General features: G+C 45.9%; 16 protein-coding genes. 6 read left to right on the forward strand and 10 right to left on the reverse strand.

The window, feature by feature from the left end:
* The first annotated feature begins 174 nt into the window (after nucleotides 1–174).
* On the forward strand, nucleotides 175–1,416 hold the full coding sequence (locus tag DXD25_RS10210) for an ATP-binding protein (RefSeq protein WP_117663409.1): 1,242 nt from the start codon (nucleotides 175–177) through the stop codon (nucleotides 1,414–1,416).
* An 87-nt stretch (nucleotides 1,417–1,503) separates the two neighbouring features.
* Here DXD25_RS10210 and DXD25_RS10215 read toward each other — a convergent pair whose 3' ends face one another.
* Nucleotides 1,504–2,034 carry a TIGR00730 family Rossman fold protein gene (locus tag DXD25_RS10215; RefSeq protein ID WP_117663410.1) on the reverse strand — a complete coding sequence of 177 codons (531 nt, stop codon included), beginning with the start codon at nucleotides 2,032–2,034 and terminating at the stop codon, nucleotides 1,504–1,506.
* Nucleotides 2,035–2,228: 194 nt separating this feature from the next.
* On the opposite strand from DXD25_RS10215, the gene DXD25_RS10220 reads away from it, so the two are divergent.
* Nucleotides 2,229–3,479: a S9 family peptidase gene (locus DXD25_RS10220; protein WP_117663411.1), complete on the forward strand. Its 1,251-nt coding sequence runs from the start codon at nucleotides 2,229–2,231 to the stop codon at nucleotides 3,477–3,479.
* Between the two features lie 213 nt (nucleotides 3,480–3,692).
* Here the strand turns inward: DXD25_RS10220 and DXD25_RS10225 are convergent, their stop codons facing one another.
* Nucleotides 3,693–5,042, reverse strand: a complete 1,350-nt coding sequence (locus tag DXD25_RS10225) for a DUF3843 family protein (protein ID WP_117663412.1) — start codon at nucleotides 5,040–5,042, stop codon at nucleotides 3,693–3,695.
* 327 nt (nucleotides 5,043–5,369) lie between these two features.
* Here DXD25_RS10225 and DXD25_RS10230 point away from each other — a divergent pair, with 327 nt between their 5' ends.
* Entirely contained in the window at nucleotides 5,370–7,334 is a 1,965-nt protein-coding gene (locus DXD25_RS10230; protein WP_117663413.1) for a DEAD/DEAH box helicase, read from the forward strand.
* A 170-nt stretch (nucleotides 7,335–7,504) separates the two neighbouring features.
* On the forward strand, nucleotides 7,505–10,267 hold the full coding sequence (locus tag DXD25_RS10235) for a beta-glycosidase (protein WP_117663414.1): 2,763 nt from the start codon (nucleotides 7,505–7,507) through the stop codon (nucleotides 10,265–10,267).
* A 253-nt stretch (nucleotides 10,268–10,520) separates the two neighbouring features.
* Here the strand turns inward: DXD25_RS10235 and DXD25_RS10240 are convergent, their stop codons facing one another.
* Together DXD25_RS10240 and DXD25_RS10245 are read right to left on the reverse strand one after the other, a co-directional pair.
* Entirely contained in the window at nucleotides 10,521–12,662 is a 2,142-nt protein-coding gene (locus DXD25_RS10240; protein ID WP_117663415.1) for a S46 family peptidase, read from the reverse strand.
* Between the two features lie 33 nt (nucleotides 12,663–12,695).
* Complete coding sequence (locus DXD25_RS10245) at nucleotides 12,696–13,904, reverse strand: Fic family protein (protein ID WP_117663416.1); 1,209 nt, start codon at nucleotides 13,902–13,904, stop codon at nucleotides 12,696–12,698.
* A gap of 1,616 nt (nucleotides 13,905–15,520) precedes the next feature.
* On the opposite strand from DXD25_RS10245, the gene DXD25_RS16955 reads away from it, so the two are divergent.
* Nucleotides 15,521–16,198 (forward strand): hypothetical protein, encoded by a 678-nt coding sequence (locus DXD25_RS16955; RefSeq protein WP_222847547.1) that lies wholly within the window; start codon nucleotides 15,521–15,523, stop codon nucleotides 16,196–16,198.
* 66 nt (nucleotides 16,199–16,264) lie between these two features.
* Here the strand turns inward: DXD25_RS16955 and DXD25_RS10255 are convergent, their stop codons facing one another.
* The 5 genes from DXD25_RS10255 to DXD25_RS10275 all read right to left on the reverse strand — a co-directional run bounded on the left by DXD25_RS10255 (nucleotide 16,265) and on the right by DXD25_RS10275 (nucleotide 21,869).
* Nucleotides 16,265–16,951 carry a hypothetical protein gene (locus DXD25_RS10255; protein WP_117663417.1) on the reverse strand — a complete coding sequence of 229 codons (687 nt, stop codon included), beginning with the start codon at nucleotides 16,949–16,951 and terminating at the stop codon, nucleotides 16,265–16,267.
* A gap of 43 nt (nucleotides 16,952–16,994) precedes the next feature.
* Complete coding sequence (locus DXD25_RS10260; protein ID WP_233522269.1) at nucleotides 16,995–17,537, reverse strand: hypothetical protein; 543 nt, start codon at nucleotides 17,535–17,537, stop codon at nucleotides 16,995–16,997.
* A 49-nt stretch (nucleotides 17,538–17,586) separates the two neighbouring features.
* Entirely contained in the window at nucleotides 17,587–19,050 is a 1,464-nt protein-coding gene (locus DXD25_RS10265) for a lipopolysaccharide biosynthesis protein (RefSeq protein ID WP_117663418.1), read from the reverse strand.
* A gap of 94 nt (nucleotides 19,051–19,144) precedes the next feature.
* A complete protein-coding gene (locus DXD25_RS10270) occupies nucleotides 19,145–20,374 on the reverse strand; it encodes a nucleoside recognition domain-containing protein (protein WP_089545119.1) in 1,230 nt (409 codons plus the stop codon).
* Nucleotides 20,375–20,537: 163 nt separating this feature from the next.
* Nucleotides 20,538–21,869 carry an ATP-binding protein gene (locus DXD25_RS10275; protein ID WP_199540958.1) on the reverse strand — a complete coding sequence of 444 codons (1,332 nt, stop codon included), beginning with the start codon at nucleotides 21,867–21,869 and terminating at the stop codon, nucleotides 20,538–20,540.
* A gap of 344 nt (nucleotides 21,870–22,213) precedes the next feature.
* Between DXD25_RS10275 and DXD25_RS10280 the strand changes: the two genes are divergently transcribed.
* Nucleotides 22,214–23,161, forward strand: a complete 948-nt coding sequence (locus DXD25_RS10280; RefSeq protein WP_117663439.1) for a cation diffusion facilitator family transporter — start codon at nucleotides 22,214–22,216, stop codon at nucleotides 23,159–23,161.
* Between the two features lie 50 nt (nucleotides 23,162–23,211).
* Here DXD25_RS10280 and DXD25_RS10285 read toward each other — a convergent pair whose 3' ends face one another.
* On the reverse strand, nucleotides 23,212–25,269 hold the full coding sequence (locus tag DXD25_RS10285) for a TonB-dependent siderophore receptor (protein WP_117663420.1): 2,058 nt from the start codon (nucleotides 25,267–25,269) through the stop codon (nucleotides 23,212–23,214).
* Nucleotides 25,270–25,613: the final 344 nt, after the last annotated feature.

The raw sequence follows: 25,613 nt of genomic DNA on the forward strand, positions 1-25,613 counted from the left end.
AGTTAAGAACAAGCCTTGACACAGTTTAAATTACACCCCCTGTTTTCCGCTCTTTCTTTGTTTAAATACCTTAAATATTTCGTGTAAATTACGATAAAACTTGGTGAAGTTGTGTAAAAAACGTATATTTGCGACTGAAAACCGTGTCTTGACACAAAAAAACGTCATGGAATTATGTATTTTGAACGTAAAGCATACTTGAAAGAACTCATCTCGGCAGAAGGCAATGGGATGATAAAGATTATCACCGGCATTCGCCGTTGTGGTAAATCCTTCCTTCTCTTCAACATCTTCCGCAAGCATTTGCTTGAAAGAGGTGTTGCGGAAGATCATATCATACAAGTAAATCTTGAAGACCGTAGAAACAAGAAACTTCGTGACCCTGATGCTTTGCTGGAGCATATCGATGCTTTGATGAAAGATAAGGATAGGTATTATATTCTCTTGGATGAGGTTCAGATGGTGAAGGAGTTTGAGGATGTGCTCAACTCTTATCTCCATGTGGAAAATGTCGAAGTGTATGTTACTGGTTCCAATGCCCGATTTTTATCGAAGGATGTGATAACTGAGTTTCGTGGTCGAGGTTGGGAAATCCGAATCCATCCACTGAGTTTTGCCGAATATTATGAAGTGGTAGGAGGAGAGGAGCGTCAAGCCCTGGAAAACTATTATCTTTATGGTGGATTGCCTGCCGTGGCGCAGATAGAAACTCCTGAAGCGAAACAGAATTATCTTCGTGAGATTTACGAGACGGTTTATCTGAAGGATGTTTTGGAGCGTAATCGGCTGAAGAATTCTGATGGGATGCGCGAGTTGGTGCGCCTTCTGGCTTCTACGATTGGTTCCTGTACGAATGTGCAGAGAATTTCTAATACGTTCAAATCTGTTGGAGGAGTGGAAATCGGTACTAAAACTATTGGCAGGTATCTGGAGAACCTGCAGGATTCTTTCATCATCAGCGAGGCTTTGCGCTATGATGTGAAAGGACGCAAATATATTGGTACTGGTACCAAGTATTACTTCGAGGACATCGGTATCAGAAATGCCGTGGTAGATTTCCGGCAGATAGAATACACTCATATTATGGAGAACGTGGTTTATAACGAATTGCGGAAGCAGGGTTATACTGTGGATGTGGGATCAGTGGAGAGCTTCAAGCGGGATGAGAATGGCAAGCTGCAGCGTAGGAATCTTGAGATTGATTTCGTGGTGAACCGTCATGATGAACGCCTCTATATCCAGTCTGCTTACGCCTTGCCAGATAAGGAGAAGGTAGATCAGGAGCAGGCTTCTCTTTTGAATGTAAACGATGGCTTTCGCAAACTGATAATCGTAGGGGATAGGTATCATTCGGGTTATAATGAAGAAGGCATTCTGATGATGAGCCTCTCCGATTTTCTCTTGGGGAAGAGCTAGATTGTCTTGAAGAAAATGTCAAGAGCGGAAGAACAACTGGGGGTTAACGGAGTTAACAGTTAACAGTTGTTTTTCCGCTCTTTCTCCTTAAATGCACATTTTTGCCAGCTCTTCCAGGTTATCTGCCACTGCTATCACATCTCGCCAATCGCCACGAATCATGCTTTTCTCTGCCATATCGTCCAAAAGGGCGATGGTGGAGTTCCAGAAGCCTTTCATGTTGTAGAGAATCACCATCTTGTGATGGTAGCCGATGGTGTGGGCAGCGGCGATGGTGAAGATTTCATCCAGGGTGCCGATGCCGCCAGGAAGGGCTACGAAGAGGTCGCTCTGGCCAAGCATCAGGTCCTTGCGGTCGCTGAGATTATCACACGGAATCTCGATGTCGAGGTCAGGGAAGGTTCTGCCTCCTCGCTCTACAAGCGTAGGAACCACACCGATGGTTCTGCCGCCATTCGCCTTCACTGCCTTGCCGATGCAATCCATCAGGCCGGAGTTGCAGCCGCCGAAAACCAGGTCGTGGCCGTTCTCTGCCATCCACTTTCCCATCTCTTCAGTCATCGTGAAGAAGTCGGGGTCGATATTCTTATTTGCTGAACAAAAAACTGCTATTTTCATGTCTTTATTTTCTATTTGATGATGTTTTATCTGTTGTTTATGAATGTTTTATCCGTTATTTATAGATGTTTAGGCAAAGGTACGCAAAAATTTCGAGATTATTGGGCTCTTTTTGCGGATAATTTCTTAATTTTGCAAACAATAACTAATCTTATAAACAGGAAGAAAGATTTCTAACAAAACAAGACAAGAGAATGAAAAGGATTATCACATATAGTATCATCGCATTGTTGCAGGCGTCTGTGGCGCTTGCGCAGACCTCTGTGTCGCTTGCGCAGCCCCCTTCGAAGCCGAAGCTTCAGAAGCGGGAGAAGTATGAATGGCAGGGAGAGATTCCTACTTACGTTGAAACGCTGAAGAAGGAATTGACCTATCCGATGGCTTGGGGCAACAGCCCGATTAAGAACTTCAAGAAGTGGAAGAAGGCGGCAAGGGCAAAGGTTTTCGAGTGTATGATGACGCCTCCGAAAGCGGCTGCGGCTTGGGATATGGAGGTATTGGGCGAGGAGCAGAGAGACGGATATAAGGCGCAGAAAATCGCCTTTAATATCAACGCCTATTCCCGAATTACGGCTTATCTTCTGATTCCGGATGGAGGAGATGGAAAATTCCCAGCCGTAGTGGCGCTCCACGACCATGGTGCCCATCTCTTTATAGGAAAGGAGAAGATGATTCGCCCTTTCTTCATCGCATCTGAAGAGCAGGATGCGGATGGGAAGATTTCTGAAAAGAAGAAGGCTGCCAACCAGGAGGTTCTGGACGATGCTGATGCGTGGGTAAACCAGCTTTACGAGGGTCAGTACGTGGGCGATTACCTGGCGAAACATGGCTACGTGGTGCTTTCGATTGATGCGCCGATGTGGGGAGAACGAGGCCGGAAGGAGGGCGTGGATAGAAACAAATACGATCTCATAGCCGGCAACATGATGATGCTGGGACGAGACCTCTCTGCCTTCATGACTTACGATGATATCGCCAGCACCGAGTTCCTGGCTTCGCTGCCGATGGTAGATGCGAAGCGTATCGGATGCGTGGGCTGTTCGATGGGAGCCTATCGTTCGTGGATGCTCTCTGCATTATCGGATAGAATCAAGGCGGGTGCTTCCATCTGCTGGATGATTACCACCGATGCTCAGCTTACCCGGAGATTCGGAAGAAAGGAGAATGGCGGTTTTGCGAATTGTATCCCCGGTCTTCGCCAATATCTCGACTATCCTCACATCGCCTCCCTCGCCTGTCCGAAGCCGATGCTCTTCATCAATGGCACAAAAGATAAGCTCTTCCCTGTGCCTGGTGTAAAAGATGCTTTCGCCGAAATGCACAAGGTTTGGAAGAGTCAGGGAGCAGATAATCTGCTGGATACGGAACTTTGGAACATTCCTCATTCCTGCGGATTGAAAGCGCAGGAGAAAATGCTGGAGTTTCTGGATAAGAATCTGAAATAGGGGTTAACTGAGTTTACAGTCATTTACTCCCGATTATGCGGCTTGGTTAATCAAGTGCAAGCAAATTTTAAATTAGTGATTTTAGAATAACTAACTGAGAAATTACTAAAAATAAAAAAGAGCGGAAGAACAACCGGGGGTTAACAGAGTTAACAGTTAACAGTTGTTTTTCCGCTCTTTCTTTTCTAAACTATTTGAATATTCTGTATGAATTTACCACAAATCTGCTGGCGACAGATCCTTGTCCTTTCTGCCCATCAGATAGTAATCGGCAAGGAACTGGAGGTTTGCCTGGGTAATCTTCAAGCCTTCCTCCTTCACGTATCGGCTGGTGAAGAGGTTGGCATCAGGCAACATATTGTTGTCTATCAGCTTGCACACAATCTCGTAAGGAAGTGGGCGGCCGTTGCCGCTGATGATGCTGAAGCAGTCTTCCTCAGCGCGCTCAGCGTTGTAGTAAGGATTCTCAGGCGAAGCGATGCAGTGGGCGAAGCCGAAACTGATATTGATACCCGTATAAGGACTTGCGCTCACGATGATGCCCTTTTCGTATTTCTGTGGGAATCGGATATCCTTAGGCAATTCGAATTCAATCTCATTGAGGAACTCCTTCAGGGTCTTCACATCCTCCAGGAAGATGAACTTGTCGCCATAATCCTTTGCCTTCAGCAGGTTGTAATCGTGGATAGCCTTCTCGCGATCTACGCTAGCCTCCATCTTCTCGATCTTCTCCTTGAATTCCTTATCCTCCCAGAGCTTGTGGGTAGGCATTTCAGCCGTAATCTTCTCAAGCCACTCTAGGGAAGTAAGCGCCAGGAGATTGCTTCTGCTGGCAATGGTCATCTCCATCTGTATGGAGTAGGCCATAGGCTCTGTAAGTCCCTGAGGAGAATTTGCCATCTGCTGGAGAGCAAACTGCAGGCGTTGGCGGTTGCCCACATTGAAGTAGCAGCCATAGTGGAACCAAGCCAATGTGTCGCGGCGGTGGATTTCGTCGAGCTGCTTCTCTTCTTCTTCATTCTGATTCTCCAGTACAGGCATTTCGCTCAGATAGGTAATCAGGCGCTCATTCTCAGGCGCAGACTCATATTCCTTGTCGAGCAGATTATAGGCAAGCTTGGCAGCCAGCGTCATCGTACTGAAGAGGAAAGGAACGGCTTCCTGAATGTAGGTGCTCTGCTGGTAATGGTGCCAGCACAGGAACTTGATGTCGGCGAAGTTGATTTCTTCCGGATCGTAGGCTGGAACATCTTCGTTCAGGGTATTCGGAACGAAATCATCCTCGTTCTCATAGAAAGGAATGTAGGAACCGTAGCGCTTCTTGCATTCCGCAGTAAACGTCTTCCAGATTCCTGCACCGGAAATCACATCCTCAAAGTAGCCCGCAATGCTGAGTGCAAGCTGCTTGGCATCCTCCACATTCTTAAACTGATGGGTGAAGCACGCCTCGTCGAGGGCGTGGTATATTTCGTTAGCCAGTTCTGTATAGTACTGATCTACTTCGTTTGGTTTCTCGTATGGATGCATTGCCATCCAATCCTGGGTGAAAATTACCTTTTTCATTTTTTTCGATTCTTTGTTATTCGAGGTTAAGCGATGTCGTTGTGACGCGATATTCGTTCTTCTCGGTTGATGTTTATGATTCTTGTTAGCCAGTTCGGAGCAATATTGCCCGATTTATCTGTAAAGATAATGCAAAGATAATGAATTCTGCGCAAAAAATGCAAGAAATTCGCAGTTTTTTCGTATCTTTGCACCCGAATTTAGGCAATCTTAATAAATGCGTGGGATTGCCGCAAGCGTTTCGGAAGGATTTTGCACCCTAATTCATGGCTGGGAGGGTGAATTCGGCCTTCCATTTAGATTATAATGAATTAAGGTTAAAAAGATTTGAAGACATTTGAAGAATTGGGCGTGAGCGAGGAGATTCGCCGTGCCATCGAAGAGCTTGGATTTGAGAATCCAATGCCAGTTCAGGAAGAAGTAATCCCATATTTGCTTGGTAATAAGAACGACGTGATTGCGTTGGCGCAGACCGGTACGGGTAAGACTGCATCTTACGGTATTCCGGTAATTCAGAAAACTGATGCCAGCAGCAAGCAGACACAGGCTATCATCCTCAGTCCTACACGTGAGCTCTGCCTCCAGATAGCAGACGATTTGAACAGTTTTGCCAAGTACATCGACGGTTTGCATATTGCCGCAGTTTATGGCGGTACCGACATCGGAAGCCAGATTCGCACCCTGAAGCATGGTGTGCAGATTATCGTGGCTACCCCTGGCCGTCTGCTCGATTTGATTAATCGTGGCGTGGCTCAGTTGGAGCACGTGAACAACGTGGTGCTTGATGAGGCTGATGAGATGCTGAACATGGGTTTCTCTGAGAGCATCAATGCCATCTTCGAGAACGTTCCGGAAGATAGAAATACCCTGCTTTTCTCGGCTACCATGAGCAAGGACATCGAGAAGATTGCCCTCAACTACCTGCACGACCACAAGGAAATCGTAGTGGGTTCGCGCAACGAGGGTGCTGAGCATGTAAACCACATCTACTATCTGGTAAATGCCAAGGACAAGTATCTCGCCCTGAAACGCGTGGTGGATTTCTATCCACGCATCTTTGCGATTATCTTCTGCCGCACCAAGCTGGAGACTCAGGATATTGCGGATAAGCTCATCAAGGATGGTTATAATGCAGAGGCGCTGCACGGCGACTTGAGTCAGCAGCAGCGTGACCTCACCATGCAGAAGTTCCGCAACCATACCGTTCAGTTCCTGGTGGCTACCGATGTGGCTGCCCGTGGTCTGGACGTAGATGATCTGACTCACGTTATCAACTATGGTTTGCCTGATGATGTGGCAAGTTACACCCACCGAAGCGGCCGTACGGGTCGTGCCGGAAAGAAGGGAACATCCATCTCTATCATCCATACCAGAGAGAAGTTCAAGGTTCGCCAGATTGAGAAGCAGATTGGCAAGGACTTCGTGGACGGCGTATTGCCAACCCCAGAGGAAATCTGCAAGAAGCAGCTCTTCAAGACCATGGACGACATCATGAAGACCGATGTGGATGAGGATCAGATTGAACCATACATGGCTGAAATCAACCGCCAGTTTGAGTACATCGACAAGGAGGACATCATCAAGAAGATGGTAACCATCACCTTCGGTAAGTTCCTCGATTACTATAAGAACGCTCCTGAGATTATCAAGCCAGAAACCGGCAAGGGTTCCCGTGGCGGTGAGGGTCGTGGAAATCGTGGCGAAGGCCGTGGCAAGGTTTCCAATGGTCGCAGAAAGCATGAGACAGAGGCTGGTTTCAAGAGACTGTTCATCAACCTGGGTAAGGCTGATGGTTTCTATCCGGGCGAAATCATGCAGTATCTGAACAAGCACGTGAAGGGTCGTCAGGAGGTGGGTCACATCGACCTGCTGAGTAAGTTTGCCTACATCGAGGTGCCTGAGGAGGATGCTAAGCGCGTGATGAAGGCATTGAACGGTACTGAGTACAAGGGCAGAACCGTGAGATGTAATGATGCTGATGAGGAAGGTCATGGCAGAGCAGCCCGTGGCGGACGCAGTTCTGAGGGTAGAGGCGGTCGTTCTTCAGAAAGAGGAGGTCGTAGCTCGGAAGGTCGTGGTCGCAGAGGTTCTTCTGATGATGCAAGAGATTCTCGTGGAAAGGGAGGACGTGGAAGCCGTGGCGAATCTCGTGGCGGAAGAAAGTCTCGCCCTCAGGAGGATACAGGCGATTGGCGCCAGTTCTTCCAGAACAACGACAACGTGAAGTTCAAGGGCGAGGAGCCAAACTTCGAGGAAGAAGGTTGGGCTCGTCGCAGACCTAAGAAGAAGTAAAGCATAGTGGCTTTTTTCCATAAATCATATTTTGCGGTAAAAATACAGCAATTTCTTTGGTAAATTGCGGTGTTTTTACCGCAATTTTTGTATATTTGCAGCCGTAAACATCAAATTTATTGTATCTTTATATGCATTTTAACCCCTAAAAGATATTCTGTAATAAACAAATGAAGAAATCTATTCTTATCGCTTGTCTGGGACTGGCAAGTCTGGGCTTGCAAGCACAGAGCATTTCGCTCGCTGGTGAATGGAATGTAGAGTTGGGAAAGAGCGGTAGTGCTTTTGCCAAGAGTAAGCGTGCCTCGCAGGGTGAGGTGAAGCGTGCCATCCTTCCCGGTACTATCGATACGAACCGTCTGGGATTCGCTCCGAAAGATACGATGGAGACAACGCATCTTACGAGACTCTATGCCTATAAAGGAGCTGCAAGATATTCGAGAACAATCAATATCCAGAAGGACTGGAAGAAGAAGCCGGTAGAACTCTTCCTGGAGCGTACCCGACCGACATGGGTGTATGTGGATGGAGAACTGGTGGATTCTTGCAACTTCATCTCTACTCCCCAGCGCTATCTTCTGCCAAAGAAGGTGAAGCCGGGCAAGCATCTCCTGGAAATTGTGGTGGATAATGGAAGAGGTGTGCCTGATCAGGTTTACGGCTCCAGCCATGCTTATACAGAAGATACGCAGACCAACTGGAATGGAATTATCGGAAGGATAGAACTCCAGCTTGCCTCTTTTACCGATTGCAAATCGACAGAAACGCTGGCAGGAGCAATCTCAAGCCGTTCTGTAATTCCTCTGGCTGGAGCAATCCCTAGCCGTTCTGTAGCTTCTCCTTCCGCCCTTCAGATGCCTGATTTCGCCAAGGATTTCCATATTGAGGGCGCTCACTTCTACGCCAATGGTCATAGGATATTTCTCCGTGGCAAGCACGATGCGGCTGTATGGCCGCTGACGGGACATGTGGAGATGAGCGTGGAGGGCTGGATGAAGTATCTCGGAACCTGCAAGGAGTATGGAATCAACCATGTGCGCTTTCATTCCTGGTGCCCACCGGAAGCGGCTTTTGTGGCTGCTGATAGTCTGGAAATCTATCTCCAGCCGGAACTTCCTTTCTGGGGTTCTTTCGACAAGAAGGATGAAAGGCTGATGGCGTTCCTGCATCAGGAAGGCGAGAACATTCTTAGAGAATACGGTCATCATCCTTCTTTCAGAATGATGGCGCTCGGTAATGAACTCTGGGGCGACATCGATAAGATGAAGGAGTTTGTGGATGATTTCCGCAAGATTGCGCCCGATAAATACTATACTTTCGGAAGCAATTACTATCTCGGTTATCAGGGAATAAAAGAAGGAATGGATTACTTCACCACTTGCCGCATCGGAGGCGAGGAATGGGGTAAATACAATACCCATACCCGTGGTTCTTTCTCGTTTGCCGACGCCTACGATGGAGGAATGATCAATCATTTCCATCCTAATTCTACGATGAACTTTGATGAGGCTTGCGATAAGGCAGGAATCCCTATCATCTCTCACGAAACAGGGCAGTTTCAGACCTATCCTGACTATCGGGAAATAAAGAAATACACTGGAGTGCTTCATCCTTATAACTTCGAAGTGTTCCGCCGTCGCCTGGCTGCAGCCGGAATGCTCTCGCAGGCAGATGATTTCCACAAGGCTTCGGGCTTATGGAGCGTGAAACTCTATAAAGCCGATATAGAGATGGATTTGAGAACCCGGAATATGGCGGGCTTCCAATTGCTCGATATTCAGGATTATCCCGGTCAGGGAAGTGCTTTTGTAGGCATCCTGGATGCGTTTATGGAGAGTAAGGGAATCACTACACCCGAGGAATGGCGCCAGTGGTGTTCGCCTGTGGTTCCTCTGCTGGAAATGAAGAAGTTCTGCTTCGTGGATGGCGAGAAGATTCAGGCTAAGGTAAAGGTAGCCAATTATGGTGGTTCTTCGCTGAAGGGCAAGAAACTGAAATGGCATCTGGCTGCCGAGAACGGATTGTTCTGTATGGATGATGGAACTTTCAGCACCAAGGATGGTGAAGTGAGAAAGAATGTGGGCGACTTGATGGCTGAGGATGAGGGAGTATTGAACATCTTTTCATACGATGAAGGTTTGGTGGATGTGGGTGAACTGAATGGTGTTTTCCACGTGCAGAAACCTACCAAGCTGCTTCTTACATTAAACATTGAAGGAACAGAGGCGAGAAACTCCTACGAACTTTGGGTTTATCCGAAGAAGGCGATGGAAAAGAAGGGCGTCATCATTGCCAGAGATTTGAATCAGGAAGTAGTGAAAGTCTTGGAAAAGGGCGGAAAGGTGCTTTGGATGCCTACGGCTTCCAGCCATTTTGTGGCTGCCGATGATACGCTTTCGCAGGCAGATAATGCTACTCCTTATACTGTTGGCGGACTCTTCCAGACCGATTACTGGAATTATCGCATGTTCAAGACCATCTGCGAGAACAACAAGAAGAAGGTTTCTCCAGGAACCCTGGGCATTCTTACGAATCCGGAACATCCGATATTCAAGGGATTCCCTACGGAAATGCACACCAACTGGCAATGGTTCCCGGTTATCACGGAATCGCATCCGCTGGTGCTTGACAACTTCGCCAAGGATTATCGCCCGATTGTTCAGGTGATAGATAATATTGAGCGGAACCATAAACTTGGCTTGGTGATGGAATGGAAGGTGGGAGCCGGAAAACTCCTCGTCTGCATGAGCGATTTGGAAAAGGCTGCCAAATATCCGGAAGGCAAGGCTTTCTATCAGAGTGTAATTGATTATATGCGCTCTGCCGATTTCAATCCATCTGTAGAAATAACGGTGGATGAATTGAAGAAGAAACTTGCCGAAAAGCCTCATCAGGTTTCATTGAAGGAGCTGAATAATATCTCGCAATATTAATAGGAATTCTGTAAGTTGCGAATCTGTAAGATAAAATAAGCTGAAAATCAGAAAGATAACAAGAATAGAAAGACTAAATAAAACAAGAGCGGAAAGCCAGGAGTTAACAGGTTAACAGTTAACAGCTGATTTTCCGCTCTTTTTTTATATTATCCTGAGACTAATCTTTGTCCTGAGATTAATCTTTATTCCAGGATAAACTTTTATTCCAGGAAAAACCTTTATATCATCTCTATTGATTCAGAGATAGTTTTTACTTCGCATTGATCTCCTTCAAGAGGCGGTCTGCGTGTCCCCACTTATCCATCAGGTAGAGCACGTAGCGGATGTCTACACCGATGCAGCGAGCCAGGCGCTTGTCGAAGTTGATGTCAGAACTGAGGCTGTCCCAGTTGCCATCGAAGGCAAGACCAATCAACTCACCCTTACCATTGAACATAGGGCTACCAGAGTTACCGCCGGTAATATCGTTGTTGGTGAGGAAGCAGAGCTGCATCTTGCCGGTAGTCTTATCCTGATACTTGCCGAAATCCTTCTCAGAGAGAAGCTCGTGCATGATAGGCTCAGCGTAGTAATCTATGACCTTATCGCCCTTCTTCATCTTCTCAACGATGCTCTCGGCTGTGGTGTAATAGCCAGATGGCTTGCCGCCGAGGTCGAAACCGCCTACCTGACCGTAGCTCAATCGCATGGTGAAGTTGGCGTCGCTGTAGTGAGGCATGTCTTCCTCCATACGGAGCTTGGCAGCGCAGAGATACTTCTCCTGCTCGGCGATGCTGTCGTTGATGCTGCCCATCTGAGCAGCGAAATCTGCAAATACATCGTTCAGATCCATACCGAAGCTTACGCCTGGATCCTTCTCATATCCCTTCTTGTTGAAGTAGAGCTTGGCACCCTTCTTCATGATGAGCGACTTCTCCCAGAGATAATCCACATACTTGGCGTAGTTGCCGCCAAACTCAGCGTCGATGGTCTTGTAGAACTTAGGCAACCATTTTGCATCTACGTGCTCCTTGTAGTTCTTCAAGAGGGTAGCGAGCACCTCCTTATCGAGTGCCATATCCCATTCTGCAGAGTTATCTTCAAACTCATGATACTGCTTCTTCTTGTTCTTCTCAGGACCCTTCACCTCCATATTGGTCTGGAGCTTGATGGCACGGGTAGAGAACTCGATGTTGCTTCTTCTTGTGAAAGATTCAGAGAAGTTGGTCCAAGCGTACTTCACGTCAGCGCTCTCCTTGTAGAGCTTGGCGAGCTTGTCGAAATCTACCTTGTGGGCAAGATCGTTGGCTGCCTTGGCTGTATCCTGCCAAGCACGGAGACGGGTTTCGTACTCACGCTTCAGATTCACGATGCCGATAGAATCGATACACTTGTTCATACCGATGGCATTCTTCCAGTAGTTGGAAGAGCTGGCGTACTTGCTGTCGTACTTGATGCGTACTGCCTCGTCGGCACGCATGTGCTTCTGCATTACCTCCTGCTTTACGCCACGAACCTGGGCACGAGGTGCATTCTCAGCATCGCGCATGGTCTGGATTCCGTAGCTTGAAAGATAACGCTCTGTGCTGCCTGGGTAACCCATGGTCATCGCATAGTCGCCATCCTTGTAACCCTGGAGAGAAACCTGTGCCCAACGCTTTGGATGATAAGGCACATTGTCCTTGCTGTAGGCAGCAGGACCATTGGTCTTAGGGTCGGCATAGATACGGAATACAGAGAAGTCGCAGGTCTGGCGAGGCCACATCCAGTTGTCTGTATCGCCACCAAACTTACCCATAGACTTTGGCACGGTGAAAACCAGACGCAGGTCGGTGAAGTCGCGATAGGTAGTAGCGTACCACTTGTTGCCCTCGTAGAATGGCTGAACGGTGATATGAAGGGTAGAATCGTTCTTCTTAGCCTCTTTAGTCATCTCGTTCTCCAGAGAATCGATGAGTTCATCGCGCTTCTTGTTGTCGAGTTTCTCGTATCCGAGGCTCATCACCTTATCGGTTACATCCTTCTGTTCAACCATAAAGCTGACGAACATATTCTCGTTAGGCAATTCCTCTGCGTATGATTTTGCAAAGAAACCGTTGAGCATGTAATCGTGTTCCACGGTAGAGTGGCTTCTGATAGCCTCGAAACCGCAATGGTGGTTGGTAAAAACCAATCCGTCTGGAGAAACGACTACGCCTGAGCAATAGCCAGAGAAGTTAACCACAGCATTCTTCAAGGCGTTCTCGCCGTTGTAGAGCTGGTCGTAAGTCATACTGAAGCCTTCGCGCTGCATCATCTCATACACAGCGTTAGGCAAGTTGTAAATCGTCCACATTCCCTCGTCAGCGTGCGCGGTGTTGATTCCGCAGAACGCCATGATAGAGGCGATAAGGACCGTTGCTTTTTTCTTCATTACTTGTTTTTGTTTTCTATTTTTATTATGATGTTATTTATTCTTTTTCTCATATCCTTCTTTCCAAGTCTTTGCCTGTTCTGTCATTCGATATTGCTGGCGTGGATGTCTTGGGGTGTTTGGGTATTTCATCTCCAAGGCTCCTTCGGCTAGGGCAGGGGTAATGTATTCTTTTCTGAATCTGGTTCTGTTTTTTAATCCAAACAGGTTCATTATATCACCGATGGATAGATAATCTTTATTTATACGTATAATGAGTTCTTCTACTTGGGACGAACTTGGGACGAACTTGGGACAAGCTTGGGACGAACTTGGGACATTTTCTTCTCCTTCTTTATTTATGAAGTTGTTTTTCTGTCCACTTCCTGTTTGAGAATTTAAGTTCGGCTGCTCTTTCCAATCATCAGTCGGCCGAATATGCAAGTATCTGTTTTTGAGCACCCAGCTATCTTTTAGGAGTAAGTTTCTGAAGAAACGAACCAGGTAGATAGGAGAGTAATCTATGCCTTTCTGAATATTGCGATAGTTGGCACGAACCAAGGCATTACGGAAATACCAGGAGTGTTTGGCAAACATTTCGTTGTTCACTTCATATCCTAACGAGCGGAGATATTGAATGGTGAAAATTGCCGTGGTTCGGGTGTTTCCCTCTCTGAAAGCGTGGATTTGCCAGATGCCTGAAATGAATTTGGCAATATGCTCAATCTTTTCATCATCCGTCAGACCTTTATATGAGAAGTTCTTTTCCTGCTCAATATCCCAATCCAAGGCTCTTCGCAAGTCTTCCCAATTCAGGTAGTTTACGGAATCTCCTTCGAGCACCCATTCTTTCTTGGAAATATCGTATTGGCGGATTTCTCCTGCGTGCTTGAATACTCCCTCGAATATTCTTCGATGCAGGGAAACATATCCGTTGGTATTGAAGGCAAAGGTCTTGCTGGCGAGAATCTTCGCGATGTTGGCTGAAACCTTATCTGCCTCCTCTTCGTCTTCATCCTTAGGGGTGCGAACCGTCTTGCTCTGATAGTAAGAGTCAATCAGTTTTCTGGTTTCATCCAGAGAGATTTCCCCTTCGATGTTTCGCTTAGCCACATCTATGAGATACGCCGATGGTTGCAGCCCATCTACAGCCTGCAATCCGATAGCCGTCTTCCAGTTCTCGGCACTTTCCTTCTGCGAAGGCTCTCCTTGTCGAAGATATTCATCGAAGGATGCGAACTCGTTGATATTATCTTTATTCATAGATGTAATGCTTGATATTTGACTTTGCAAAGTTACAACTATTTCCCGAAATTACCAATGATTTAGGGCAAAATATTAAAGAATTATACTTTTCATCATTAAGTTTTCGAGTAATTTGGCGAATACTTCTTGTAAGTATCCAAGCCGTTTACGGCTCGTTCATATACATACACAGAACTTATATCCTACAACTCATCGCCCACCAGCTGATATCCGCTTGCACAACAGGTGTTGGACGAGCGCATAACAGCTGATATGCAAGCGCACAACAGCTGTTGTGCGGCTGAAGATATAGGCTTCTCCGGCTTATAATATTAATTCTTCCGGCAACAAGTAAAGGTTACTCCGAAGACTTTTTACGTAAAACCGATGCAACAAAGATAGCACTTACAAGGCACGATGATAGTACTTACAAGCGACAGCGATAATACTTACAAGGTGCAAAGACGTTATTGAGAGGTCGCCATAATAGTACTGACGAGGCGTAAAGCGGCTTGTATCGCTTATTGCCTTACTATGGCACAACATTGCCCCTTACCAGGGCAATAATCTGCCATTGCCAGGCACAAAACGATACGTCGGGAGTTTTTTTATAAAAGCGCCACTCTTCTTTTTACTCTTCACTCTTCACCAAATCGGCTGAAACCCCGATAAACACTGGGGTTGCGAGAGGTGAAGAGTTACGTACCACTCTTCACCACTCTTCACCTTCGTATTGCGCACGGAATTGAATCGGAAGCTCGCCCTGTTTGGTTGGGGGGCTGAAAACCTCTTTTTTATGTCCCACAGATTTACACAGATTTACACAGATTTTCCGGTAAGCGGCTCCGGGTGAAGAGTGGGTGAAGAGTGGTGAAGAGTGACGTAAGCTCTTCATCCGTGCAAGTTTCTAAGTTACAGATATTTATGTCCTTCCGGTGAAGAGTGAAGAGTGTTTTTGAAAGTGGCGTACTATTCCGGCGGATTGCAAAGACGGATGCTCTCGCCAATAAGCCATGGAAGCCATCTTTTGGGCATTGACTTTCTTGTGATAATCGTTCAGTTGTATCTCCATCCATTTATGTATTATATTGTTAGAATGTTACGTTTGCAAACGTTACGACTATTTTCTGAAAATACCAATGATTTAGGGTAAAATATTAATGAATAGCCCATTTATAGCTTACTTGTGTGCCTAAACATTAAATTTCTTAGAAAAAACTTATTTAAAATGATACGACTTTCAGAAATAATCACTACCTTTGCATTCGAGTTGGAGCGGCATGAAAAGACTTGCCGTGATGAAGACTCAATTTAATATAGAGCGTTTTGATATTATCTCTCATTGAAATCTGGACAATTTCATTCCCTGAGATAATGGCAATACTGCTCACGCTTAGGATTATTGTACCCTTTTCTGAAGGGCGTAATATATCGTATAGGCGTGGGCTATTGCTTCATTACTAGGGAGTGGGCAGTCCAGAGCCTCAATGAAGTAATAAGCAATAGTTCCCACGCTTTTCCTATTTATTAACCGCTATACTTCTGGGAAACAGTTGGCAAAATAGTTGGTAATAATGTATTTATCTTATAACGAATTTGTCTGCACATTATCTAAGGTTACTAGTGCGACAAGTGTGACTGGTCAGAAATATTATGATATTCATATCATTGATAATTTGATATGCGGCAAAAGAGGAATCGGAACCTCTTTTCAAATTAAATTGGCAAAACTATATAATGCCTATATAGATTTACCTATTATCAATACAACGACTCTCAAGCCTTATGTTGGTGGTGTGCAATCTCCAGCACTAGCTATATTGGTGGAAGCAAATCTGGTTAAGACTCCTGCGTCGGATGATTTTGTGTTAAATGATAGAGAAAAAGGAGAATTAATAAAGCCTATAGTTGATAACGAAAACTCAACAAAAGTTAAAAGCAAAAGTAACAATAAAAAGTTTTATGTGATAGTTTTACTATGTATTGTCTTGGGACTGTTGATAAAGTTTTCAAGTAAACCGAGTCTTGATGCAATAGGTAGTATGGAAGAATTAATTCCCAACAAAGAATATATCATACAACAGAATACAATAGCTACTTATGATAAGGAAAGCAATGCGCTTTTAACACAATATTCTGTGGATCAGAATGATATGGGCGTTACCCAGATGTTACTTGATGGTAGGGCAAAAATGATACCTGCTGGACGTCGGGCAAGATTTATTAAAATTATACAGGGAAATGCTGTTGTTCATATAGAGGGTGAAGCTTTTAATATGATAATTCCAACATCTGCATTAATTCCCGAATAACTTGCTCTGCAACTAGTTGAGCAAAGTTTTACTTACGTAGAAGAGACAATGAGTGAGGCATAAGCTTCACTCTTTTTTTGAATAGTTCGGAGAGTATTTCTTGTAAGTATCTAATCCATCTGTATCCGATTTGAAGATGATGGTGTCTATGAAATAGTAGTTGCCGTCATCTCCAACCAATACATTATTAGGCACGGCATCGAAGATGTCGTGAATGCCATTGGTGAAATATTCTCCATTGTCTTCTGCGTAAAAACCGATACGCTCAAACTCTGCCTTGATTTCTTCGGGAGTAGCTTCCCTCGCATTTACAACAAGTTGTTGGCGAAGGACAGCACAAACTTTTCCATCTCGATTCTGTGAGAAACCGATGAAATTGTAGGCGCAATCAGGAAAGTATTGGTTATGGGCAGGAATGCGTTCAAAGAAAGGAGTAAGGTTGTCGTCTGAATAACGGAAGTCGTTAAGTTTATAGACGTGTATTCCATCATAGGCCATATAAACCTCGTTCTCTGAACCTCGGTCAGAGAACACACCTAATGATTCCGGATTTTCAATCCAGCAATCATTCTCCTTAGCCCAGTCTTTTAGCCTTGCAATTTGGACTCCCTTGCAAGTCGTTGTTCCCGCAAGCGCTTGAATTGAGCTAAGCACTCCTCCAGCGAAAGCGGATGCTCTCGCCAATAAGCCATGGAAGCCATCTTCTGGGCATTGACTTTCTTGTGATAATCGTTCAGTTGTATCTCCATCCATTTATGTATTATATTGTTAGAATATTACGTTTGCAAAGTTACGACTATTTCCCGAATTTTCCAAGGCTTCGCTTGATTTTCTTCATAATTTGCCTTTTTGCCGATAACATTCCTGGTGATAGAACCTCCTGTTCCAGCATATCCAATGCCATTTTTAACTCTTCAAGGAGTTCGGGATAGTACTTCATCTGCTCGTAGGCGAGCTTCATGCAGTAGCAACGGATGGCGTAGGGCTGTGAACAGGCGGTAATCTTGGCGATGCAGAAATCGATGAAATCGGAACGGAGTGATTCTTCTTCGAAAGGCTGACGGAGAAGGAGTTGGAGCATCAGGCGGCGCTTGGTCTCATTCTTCTCTACGAGAACCCTATCTATCAAGTCATCATGCTTCTGAAAGAGCCACGGGTTGTTGGCTTTATCAAAATGGCTTAAAGCCCAAAGTGCATTGAACGATACGCGGTCGTTTTCATCGAAGGTGAGTTGGTAAAGCTCTTCCTTTAAACAATTATTCTCTTTGCCTTGCGTCTGAAGGCAAAGAGAATAAATATCGTTTACACCTAATCTGTTTATGAGTTGATTCCTCATCATTTCAGTTCTTATAACTTCTTATTCTGTTCTCATAACATCATAAGATGCTCTATTTCCTAAAGTACTTTCCCACCACCGGCAGACTCTTCAATGGGAAATCCTTCTTCACGAGATAAGCGGCGAAGATGAGGATGAGTACCGTGTTGATGAGGCAGGCGATGGCGGTAGAGAAGTATCTGTTAGCCTCGGTCATTCCTGCGAAGAGGATGAGGGAGAGAACCACATAAATCATAATCTCTTTCACCGGATAGTTGATAGGATACTTCTTCTGCCCCACGAAGTAGGAGAGAATCATGGCTGTTCCATATCCAGCGAAACCAGCCCAGGCACAGGCGATGTAACCATAGATAGGTACGAAGATAACGTTGATGGCAATCAATACCGCACAACCGATGCCTGAGAAGTAAGCACCCCAGATGGTCTTGTCGATGAGCTTGTACCAGAAACTGAGGTTGAAATATACTCCCATCATGATTTCGGCAGCCATTACGATAGGCACTACCTTCAATCCATCCCAGTAGTCGCGACCGATGATGTGGCGCAATACATCCAGATAGCCTACCACTACGAGGAAGGCAAGCAGGGTGAAGATGACGAAATATTTCATCGCCGAAGCGTAAGTCTGTCGGTTGTCCTTATCCTTCGCCTTGCCGAATACAAACGGTTCGTAAGCATAGCGGAAAGCCTGGGTTATCATTGCCATGATCATCGCAATCTTGCTGGCTGCTCCGTAGATTCCGAGCTGCGTATGCGCATCGCCCTTCTCATAGATGTAAGGGAAGAGAATCTTGTCGGCTGTCTGGTTCAGAATACCGGCAATACCGAGCACGAGGATTGGCCAGCTGTAGCTAAGCATTTTTTTGATGAGCACCTTGGTCTCAGCCCAAGAGGCGTAAGGACCAGAAAAACCTTCCTTCAATTCCTTATAGAAGAAGATAGTCATGGTAGAGGTGCAGATGATGTTGATGTAAAAAGCATATTCCACATCACTTCCACCCATGAAGCCGAAGTAAGCGATGTTCATCGCCATATTGCCGATGATGAAGAGCATCTTCAAGGCTGCAAACTTCAATGGGCGCTTCTGGTATCTCAGATAGGCAAATGGTATGCACTGGAAGGCATCGATAGCCACGGTGACAAACATGGTCCAGACGTATGCCGGATGGTCGGCATATCCCATGGCACTGCTCAATGGATGCAAGAAGATGAATACCAAGGCCACGAAGAGCAAGGAGGTGCAGCCCACCATGCTCAAGACTGTGGTATATACTTTGTGAGCATCTTCTCCCTCCTTGTTGACAAAGCGGAAGAAGGTGGTCTCCATACCGTAAGTCAGGATGACGAGAATCAAAGCCGTATAGGCATACATGTTGGTGATGACACCATAACCACCACTGGCTGCACTGATGGAAGCCGTGTAGAGTGGCACAAGCAGATAGTTGAGGAATCTGCCGATGATACTGCTCAAACCATAGATGGCGGTATCTTTTGCGAGTGATTTTAAACTTGCCATTATTTTTCTTAATGTTGAATGTTAAATGTTAAATTGGACTTGCGCCGTCATTCAAAGATTATCTGTGTAAATCTGTGAAATCTGTGGGAGACTCTTATCCGAAGAATAAATATGCTATAGCGATTGCTGCGATGACTCCTGCCAAATCGGCGAGCAAGCCGCAAGCCACGGCGTGACGGGTATTCCTGATGCTTACGCTTCCGAAATATACAGCCAATATATAGAAGGTGGTGTCGGTGGAACCCTGGAAGATGCAGCTCAATCTGCCCACAAACGAATCAGGACCATAGTTCTTCATCGCCTCCAGCATCATGCCTCGTGCACCACTTCCCGACAGCGGTTTCATGATGGCGGTAGGCAGGGCGCCTACGAAATCGGCATTCAAGCCGCATTGTTCAACCGACCACGAAATGCCTTGAATCACCATATCCATCGCTCCCGAAGCACGGAACACGCCGATGCCCACAAGGATAGCTACGAGATAAGGGATAATCTTCACCGCAGTAGTAAAACCTTCCTTCGCTCCCTCGATAAATGCATCATAAACATTCACCTTCTTCCAGAAACCAGCCAGGATGAAGCAGAGGATGATGCCCAGAAGAATCATATTGGAAGCCAAGGTGGTAACCGTGTTCATCGTATCCTTATCCATCTGTCCGAATCCCCAGATGATGATGCCTACGAAGGCGCACATTCCCAACAGAGTAGCGAGCAATACCGGCTGCAGGATGTTGATGCGCTGCCAGAGCGAAGTGATGATGATTCCGGCAAGCGTAGCCACGAGCGTAGCCATCAGGATAGGGATGAATACATCCGTAGGCTGGGCTGCACCATAGGAGGCACGGAAGGCAAGGATGGTGGTAGGGATGATGGTGAGTCCTGAGGTGTTCAGAACCAGGAACATAATCATCGGGTTCGTCGCCGTATCCTTCTTCGTGTTGAGTTCCTGCATCTGCTGCATCGCCTTCAATCCTGTAGGCGTCGCCGCATTATCGAGTCCCAGCATATTCGAAGCGATATTCATGAAGATGCTTCCCATCACCGGATGGTTCTTCGGAATATCAGGGAAGAGACGGGTGAAGACCGGGCTGAGTGCTCGGGCCAACACATTCACTACTCCCGCCTTCTCTCCAATCTTCATGATGCCAAGCCAGAGGGCGAGTACGCCCGTCAGTCCGAGAGAAATCTCGAAGGCATTCTTGGATGAGTCGAAGGTGGAATCCACAATCTTCTGGAAGATAGTCGTATCTCCCATTGCCAATCCGATGAGTGCGAAGATGAACGCAATCACGAAAAATGCTATCCAAATGTAATTTAAAACCATATTGTTTCATCTTGCGGTTTTATCAACCGCTTTTATTGTGATAATGTTCTTGTCTTTGAAAAATATAATACCTGATAATCGGGTGCAAAAGTACAATAAAAATTTCGCATAGCGCAGTTAAATGCAGAAAAATCATCCCTCTCTGAGGGATTTTTCTGCATTTCTATCTTTCTCTTCTCACAAATCGTTTGAGCAGGAAGGTGAGGAAGTAGGGGAAGGTGTAAAACTTGCCATTGAAACCGATGTTCTTATTGCAGAGTTTGATGCCGTATTTGATGTCGGGATATTTGCCGTCTTGTGCTGTTAGCTTGGCGAGCGACCTGGTGGCATTATCCGTGGCTTTTACTTCAACAGGGATGAGCGACTGGGCGTCACGAATGAAGAAATCCATTTCTAGGGTAGATTTCTCGTTGCGATAGAAGTAAAGATTATAGCCTTGCTTTACCAGCATATCGCCAACGATGTTTTCGTAGATGGCGCCCTTGTAGGTACCATAGTTCTTGTTCACTCTGATGTCTTCTTGCGATTCCTCATCTAGCGAAGCAACCAGCAAGCCCGTGTCCTTATAATAGAGTTTGTATGATTTCGGATCGTAGTTGCCTTTCAGAGGTAAGGATACTTGAGCGAGACAATAGCAGACGTTGATGATACCTCCATCACGAAGCCATTCGATGGTGCCTACGTATTCTCTGTTTCTAGCTCCATGGGCAATCTTGCTTATCTGGAATTTCTTGTTGTCTTGTCCCAGGAAGACAGAAATATGATCGTACACGTTCTTGATTTTTCCTTTGTCGAGCCCTTGTGCATATTTCGTAATGTCTTCCTCATAGTCAAGAAGGAGCTGGTGCTGCATCTTGAGCGTGCCGCTGAAGTTTCCGTTACTCACGAACATATTGACTACGGCAGGCATCCCTCCGATGGTCATGTATTCACGGAATAGCCTCTCCAACACATTCATTTCTATATTAGAAAGTGGTGTGATGGAGGCCATCTTTTCGTAAAGGCGTTCTATAAAGGCAAAATCATAGCCCTTTGCCCATAGGAATTCCTCGAAATCCATTGAGTGCATCGTGTAGTCTTCCTTATATCCTACGCTGTTCGATTCTATCTCGCGATAATTGATCCCCATGAGCGAACCGGAGCAGATAACATCGTACCTGCCATCTATCTTGAAGGCTTTCAGACTGGTGGCGCAGGCAGGACAATCCTGCATCTCATCGAAGAAAATGAGAGTGTTACCTGCTTCTATCTTGAGAGAAGGATTGATGAGGGTGAGGTTCTGGATGATGCTATCCACCTCGTAACCTTCTTCGAAGATTGCCTTGTATTTTTGTTGCAATACGAAGTTGATGGCAACCACATTTTGATAGTTGTCATGGGCGAATTGTAGGATGGAAGCGGTCTTTCCCACTTGTCGTGCTCCCTTCACGATGAGGGGCATTCTCTCCTTATCGCTTTTCCATTCCTTGAGATAATTATCAATCTTTCTGCGCAAAAGCTTCATAATCAATATATTTATAGTTCTTATCCGAGTGCAAAGATACAACTTTATCACAAAATTCCAAAGGAATTCGGACTGAAAATCACAAAATTCCTATTGTTTTAAGGCGTTTTATCACAAAATTCCATGCTTTTATCTCTTCGCTATCACATTATTCCCTATTCGTTATACTTTTTTAATCTCTCTTTTTATCCGATTTCAGAAAAAAGATGTACTTTTGCCGCTCAATTCATGAAAGACAGAAATTTGGTTATACAAAAACATTATTGAGGAAGCAAAGGACTTCTGTTATATTTTATAGTATGGGCAAGAATGAGAGAATAAATAGCGAGCAAGAGATGCCCGCTGAAGCGAATAAGGATCATTCCGCTGATGTGGATAGAGTAAAGGAAGTATATAAGGTGACAATAGCGGGAAGCATCATCAATGTGGTGCTGCTCGTATTGAAGTTTGCGGCAGGTATCCTCGGACATTCTGCAGCAATGATAGCGGATGCCATCCACTCGCTTACCGATTTCGCCACAGATGTGGTGGTACTGGTTTTCGTAAAACTGGGCAATAAGCCGAAGGATAAGGACCATGATTATGGGCATGGCAAATACGAGACGCTTGCCACAGCCATCATCGGTATTTCGCTCTTCGTGGTGGGTGTGATGATCTGCTATTCGGGCGTAACCAAGACTTATCGTGCCATCTGCGGCGAGACACTCCAGCAGCCGGGCGTTGTAGCCTTGATTGCAGCCATCGTAAGTATCGTGATGAAGGAGTGGGCTTATCAGTTTACGGTTAAAGCCGGAAGAAAATATCATTCCGAGGCTGTAGTGGCAAATGCTTGGCATCATCGCAGCGATGCTTTATCGAGTATCGGAACAATGTTCGGTATTGGTGGTGCCATCATCCTGGGAGAAAAATGGGCGGTGCTCGATCCGCTGGCTGCCATCATCGTGAGTGCCTTCATCATCAAGGCTGCCTGGGGACTGGTGATGCAGTCTGTGAAAGAACTGACGGATGCCAGTCTTCCGGAAACGGAGGAAGATGAAATCCTGAAGATTGCAAATGAAGAGCAGGGAGTAGGAGAGATTCATAACCTGCGTACCCGTCGCATCGGAAACAAGATTGCGGTAGAGATGCACATCCGCATGCCGGGCTCTCTTTCGCTTTATGAGGCGCATGAGCATGCTACTCATATAGAAACAAAACTGAAGCAGCACTTCGGTGCAGATACCCATGTGGGAATCCATCTCGAACCGATTAAGGTGAATGGAAAATATCAGAAACCGGAATAAACGGAAAAAGTCTTCAAGCCATTTTGGCTTGAAGACTTTTTTGTTTTATATTACCAGCCGAGATTTACGCTGGCTCCTGCCATAATCCACAAACCAGGCTGCTTAACAGCAGTGAGGTCGTAGTAGCGGTGGCAAGTGATATTATCTGCTTTCACGAAGATATTGTATTTCTTCTCATCCCACATCAGCTTGCAATCCACCTTGGTGTATGGATGATAGCCATTCATTCTCTGCTGCCATCTTACACTCCAGGAAGCTGAAAGCTTGTTCCAGATCTGATGATCCAGGCCGAATACTGCCTTGTGCTTCAGATACTCCAATGCATAGAGTGATTTCAGGATGTTGGTCTCGGTCTTATGATCCTGATAGATGTAAGCATAACCCAACTTGATGCGGGTGATGAAACTGTTTGGTACCAATTCTCTCATGTAGATAGTAGCATCTACGTTGTAGCCCATGTTGTTGAGCTTTCCGATGTTCATCACGTGATACTTGCTGTCATTCTGCTCGGTCACGGAAGTCTGAACCCAGTCAATCATGTTGGTGCCGTGTGCGTAGAATCCGCTTACGGTTGCGGCAAAACCAGTCTGGCGATACTGGGTTCCTACCTTGAAGGTTGAGTTCTTCTCCGGGTTCAGGGTGATGTCGCCCTGCTGCACCACATTACTTATATATAAGTCGGTGTAGGTAGGCATTCTCAGAGCCTTGTTCCAGGATGCGTAGAACTTCCAGTTGTCGTTAGGACGATAACTCATATCCACACCAGGATAGAAGCGGAAGTCGTTGTCCAAACCGGTGTTCTTGTTAGCCAAGACACCAGCCGACAAGGTGAAACCGCCGAAGATGAAGTTGTGCTCCAGCATGATGTTGGTGTTGGTGCGCTCACCCTTTCGGGTATATTGACGGTCGGAACCAGAGATGTCCTTATAGTCTTTCTCTGCGAGTTCCTCGCCCAATGCAGTAGAGTAGATGCACTCCTTGCTGATATCAAAACCCACTGCGGTCTTACCCAAAGCCCAAGCCACGTTGGCATTCAGCCCACCACCATAAACATCTAGGTCGTGATAGTTCTCGCCTGCCTTGGCTCCAGCCATACCGCGAATCAACTGATAGTGATCCTTGAATTTGTTATAATAGAATTGAGGCGCAATCTCCCAGGTCTTCTCCTGGTTGTGCAGACTCAGGTTGAGAGAAGCCATACCGTGGTCTGTCTTCTCATATTGGTTGTTGTATTTGGCACTGTAGAAAGTGTTGGCACCATAGCTCTGGGTAGCAATACCCAGCTGGGCGATGATGTCGAAACGCTGGTCGTAAGAGAGCGAGAGATTGCCGTAGCCCTGTCCCTTCTCGAAGTCGCTGTTCTCCGTGCCGCCATCCGAGCGCTTGTAGCCTCCGCTTACGGAATAAGCCTGAGTCCACTTGCCCGTTTCAAAAGCCGTCTGCACACGTCCCTGTGCTCCGAAACTTCCAAAGCTTCCGCCTTCTACATTTGCAGATACTCCATCATTCTTTGCCTTTTTGGTCACGATATTGATGGCACCATTAAAGGCTGAAGTTCCGAATACGCGCGATGCTGCCCCCTCGAGCACTTCGATGTGGTCGATGTCGGCAAGAGCTACAGGAAAATCAGAAGCATTGTGACCAGTCTGTGGATTGGAAATGTTGACACCATTCAAGAGAATGGTAATCTGGTCGAAGGTTCCACCATTGATGGAGATATCCGTCTGAACACCAAAGCCACCACGCTGACGGACATCCACGCCGGTAGCTAATTTCAATACATCGTTGATAGTCTGCGCAGCCGCACGATGAATATCGTCGCGGGTAATGACAGACACAATCTTAGGTGACTGCTCTACAGTCATCGGCGCACGAGATCCGGTAACGCTCACCGCATCTAGCTCGTAAGCCTTTCCGCCCTTGTAGAGGGTAGAATCAACCTTGGCTCCCTCTGTGCTAACGCCTGCAGCCTTAGCATGGCTCAGGGTAGCAACGCTGAGTGCACCAACAAGTACCTCTCTTCCCAAAACTGCGAAGAGTGAGTAATTCTTGTTAGAGAATCGGTTGAACTTCAAGCTGTTGCGCTTGTTGAAAATTGTTTTGTACATTAAATAAAATGTTTATAAATGAATAATAAATCGAAGCCGCAAGCCTGCTCGGTTTTCGGCATTCGGGGTGCAAAGGTACGGTCTTTCCTCGAAATGACAAAGCAAAATGTGATTTATTTTTATCCTGCATGTAAAGATTTTAATTTAAATCAAGAGTGGTTGGCTTGCTATACTTGGCGGAAAAGGGGTAAAAAAGGCGTTTTTCGCCAATTATAAGCGTATACTTGGCGGAATGTGGGTTAAAAAATGTATTTTCCGCCAATTATACCGATTGTTTAGTCTGTTTTTCGGGTGTTTTTCAGATTATTCTTGTATCTTTGCAGGTGATATGCGGTGTTAGGCGA

Source organism: Prevotella sp. TF12-30, from assembly GCF_003436715.1.
GTDB lineage: Bacteria > Bacteroidota > Bacteroidia > Bacteroidales > Bacteroidaceae > Prevotella > Prevotella copri_A.

Excerpts from the sequence above, each read along its gene's own strand:
- DXD25_RS10210 (WP_117663409.1), top strand. The coding sequence starts at position 175 with ATGTATTTTGAACGTAAAGCATACTTGAAAGAACTCATCTCGGCAGAA.
- DXD25_RS10215 (WP_117663410.1), bottom strand. The coding sequence starts at position 2,034 with ATGAAAATAGCAGTTTTTTGTTCAGCAAATAAGAATATCGACCCCGAC.
- DXD25_RS10220 (WP_117663411.1), top strand. The coding sequence starts at position 2,229 with ATGAAAAGGATTATCACATATAGTATCATCGCATTGTTGCAGGCGTCT.
- DXD25_RS10225 (WP_117663412.1), bottom strand. The coding sequence starts at position 5,042 with ATGAAAAAGGTAATTTTCACCCAGGATTGGATGGCAATGCATCCATAC.
- DXD25_RS10235 (WP_117663414.1), top strand. The coding sequence starts at position 7,505 with ATGAAGAAATCTATTCTTATCGCTTGTCTGGGACTGGCAAGTCTGGGC.
- DXD25_RS10240 (WP_117663415.1), bottom strand. The coding sequence starts at position 12,662 with ATGAAGAAAAAAGCAACGGTCCTTATCGCCTCTATCATGGCGTTCTGC.
- DXD25_RS10245 (WP_117663416.1), bottom strand. The coding sequence starts at position 13,904 with ATGAATAAAGATAATATCAACGAGTTCGCATCCTTCGATGAATATCTT.
- DXD25_RS10255 (WP_117663417.1), bottom strand. The coding sequence starts at position 16,951 with ATGGATGGAGATACAACTGAACGATTATCACAAGAAAGTCAATGCCCA.
- DXD25_RS10260 (WP_233522269.1), bottom strand. The coding sequence starts at position 17,537 with ATGATGAGGAATCAACTCATAAACAGATTAGGTGTAAACGATATTTAT.
- DXD25_RS10265 (WP_117663418.1), bottom strand. The coding sequence starts at position 19,050 with ATGGCAAGTTTAAAATCACTCGCAAAAGATACCGCCATCTATGGTTTG.
- DXD25_RS10270 (WP_089545119.1), bottom strand. The coding sequence starts at position 20,374 with ATGGTTTTAAATTACATTTGGATAGCATTTTTCGTGATTGCGTTCATC.
- DXD25_RS10280 (WP_117663439.1), top strand. The coding sequence starts at position 22,214 with ATGCCCGCTGAAGCGAATAAGGATCATTCCGCTGATGTGGATAGAGTA.
- DXD25_RS10285 (WP_117663420.1), bottom strand. The coding sequence starts at position 25,269 with ATGTACAAAACAATTTTCAACAAGCGCAACAGCTTGAAGTTCAACCGA.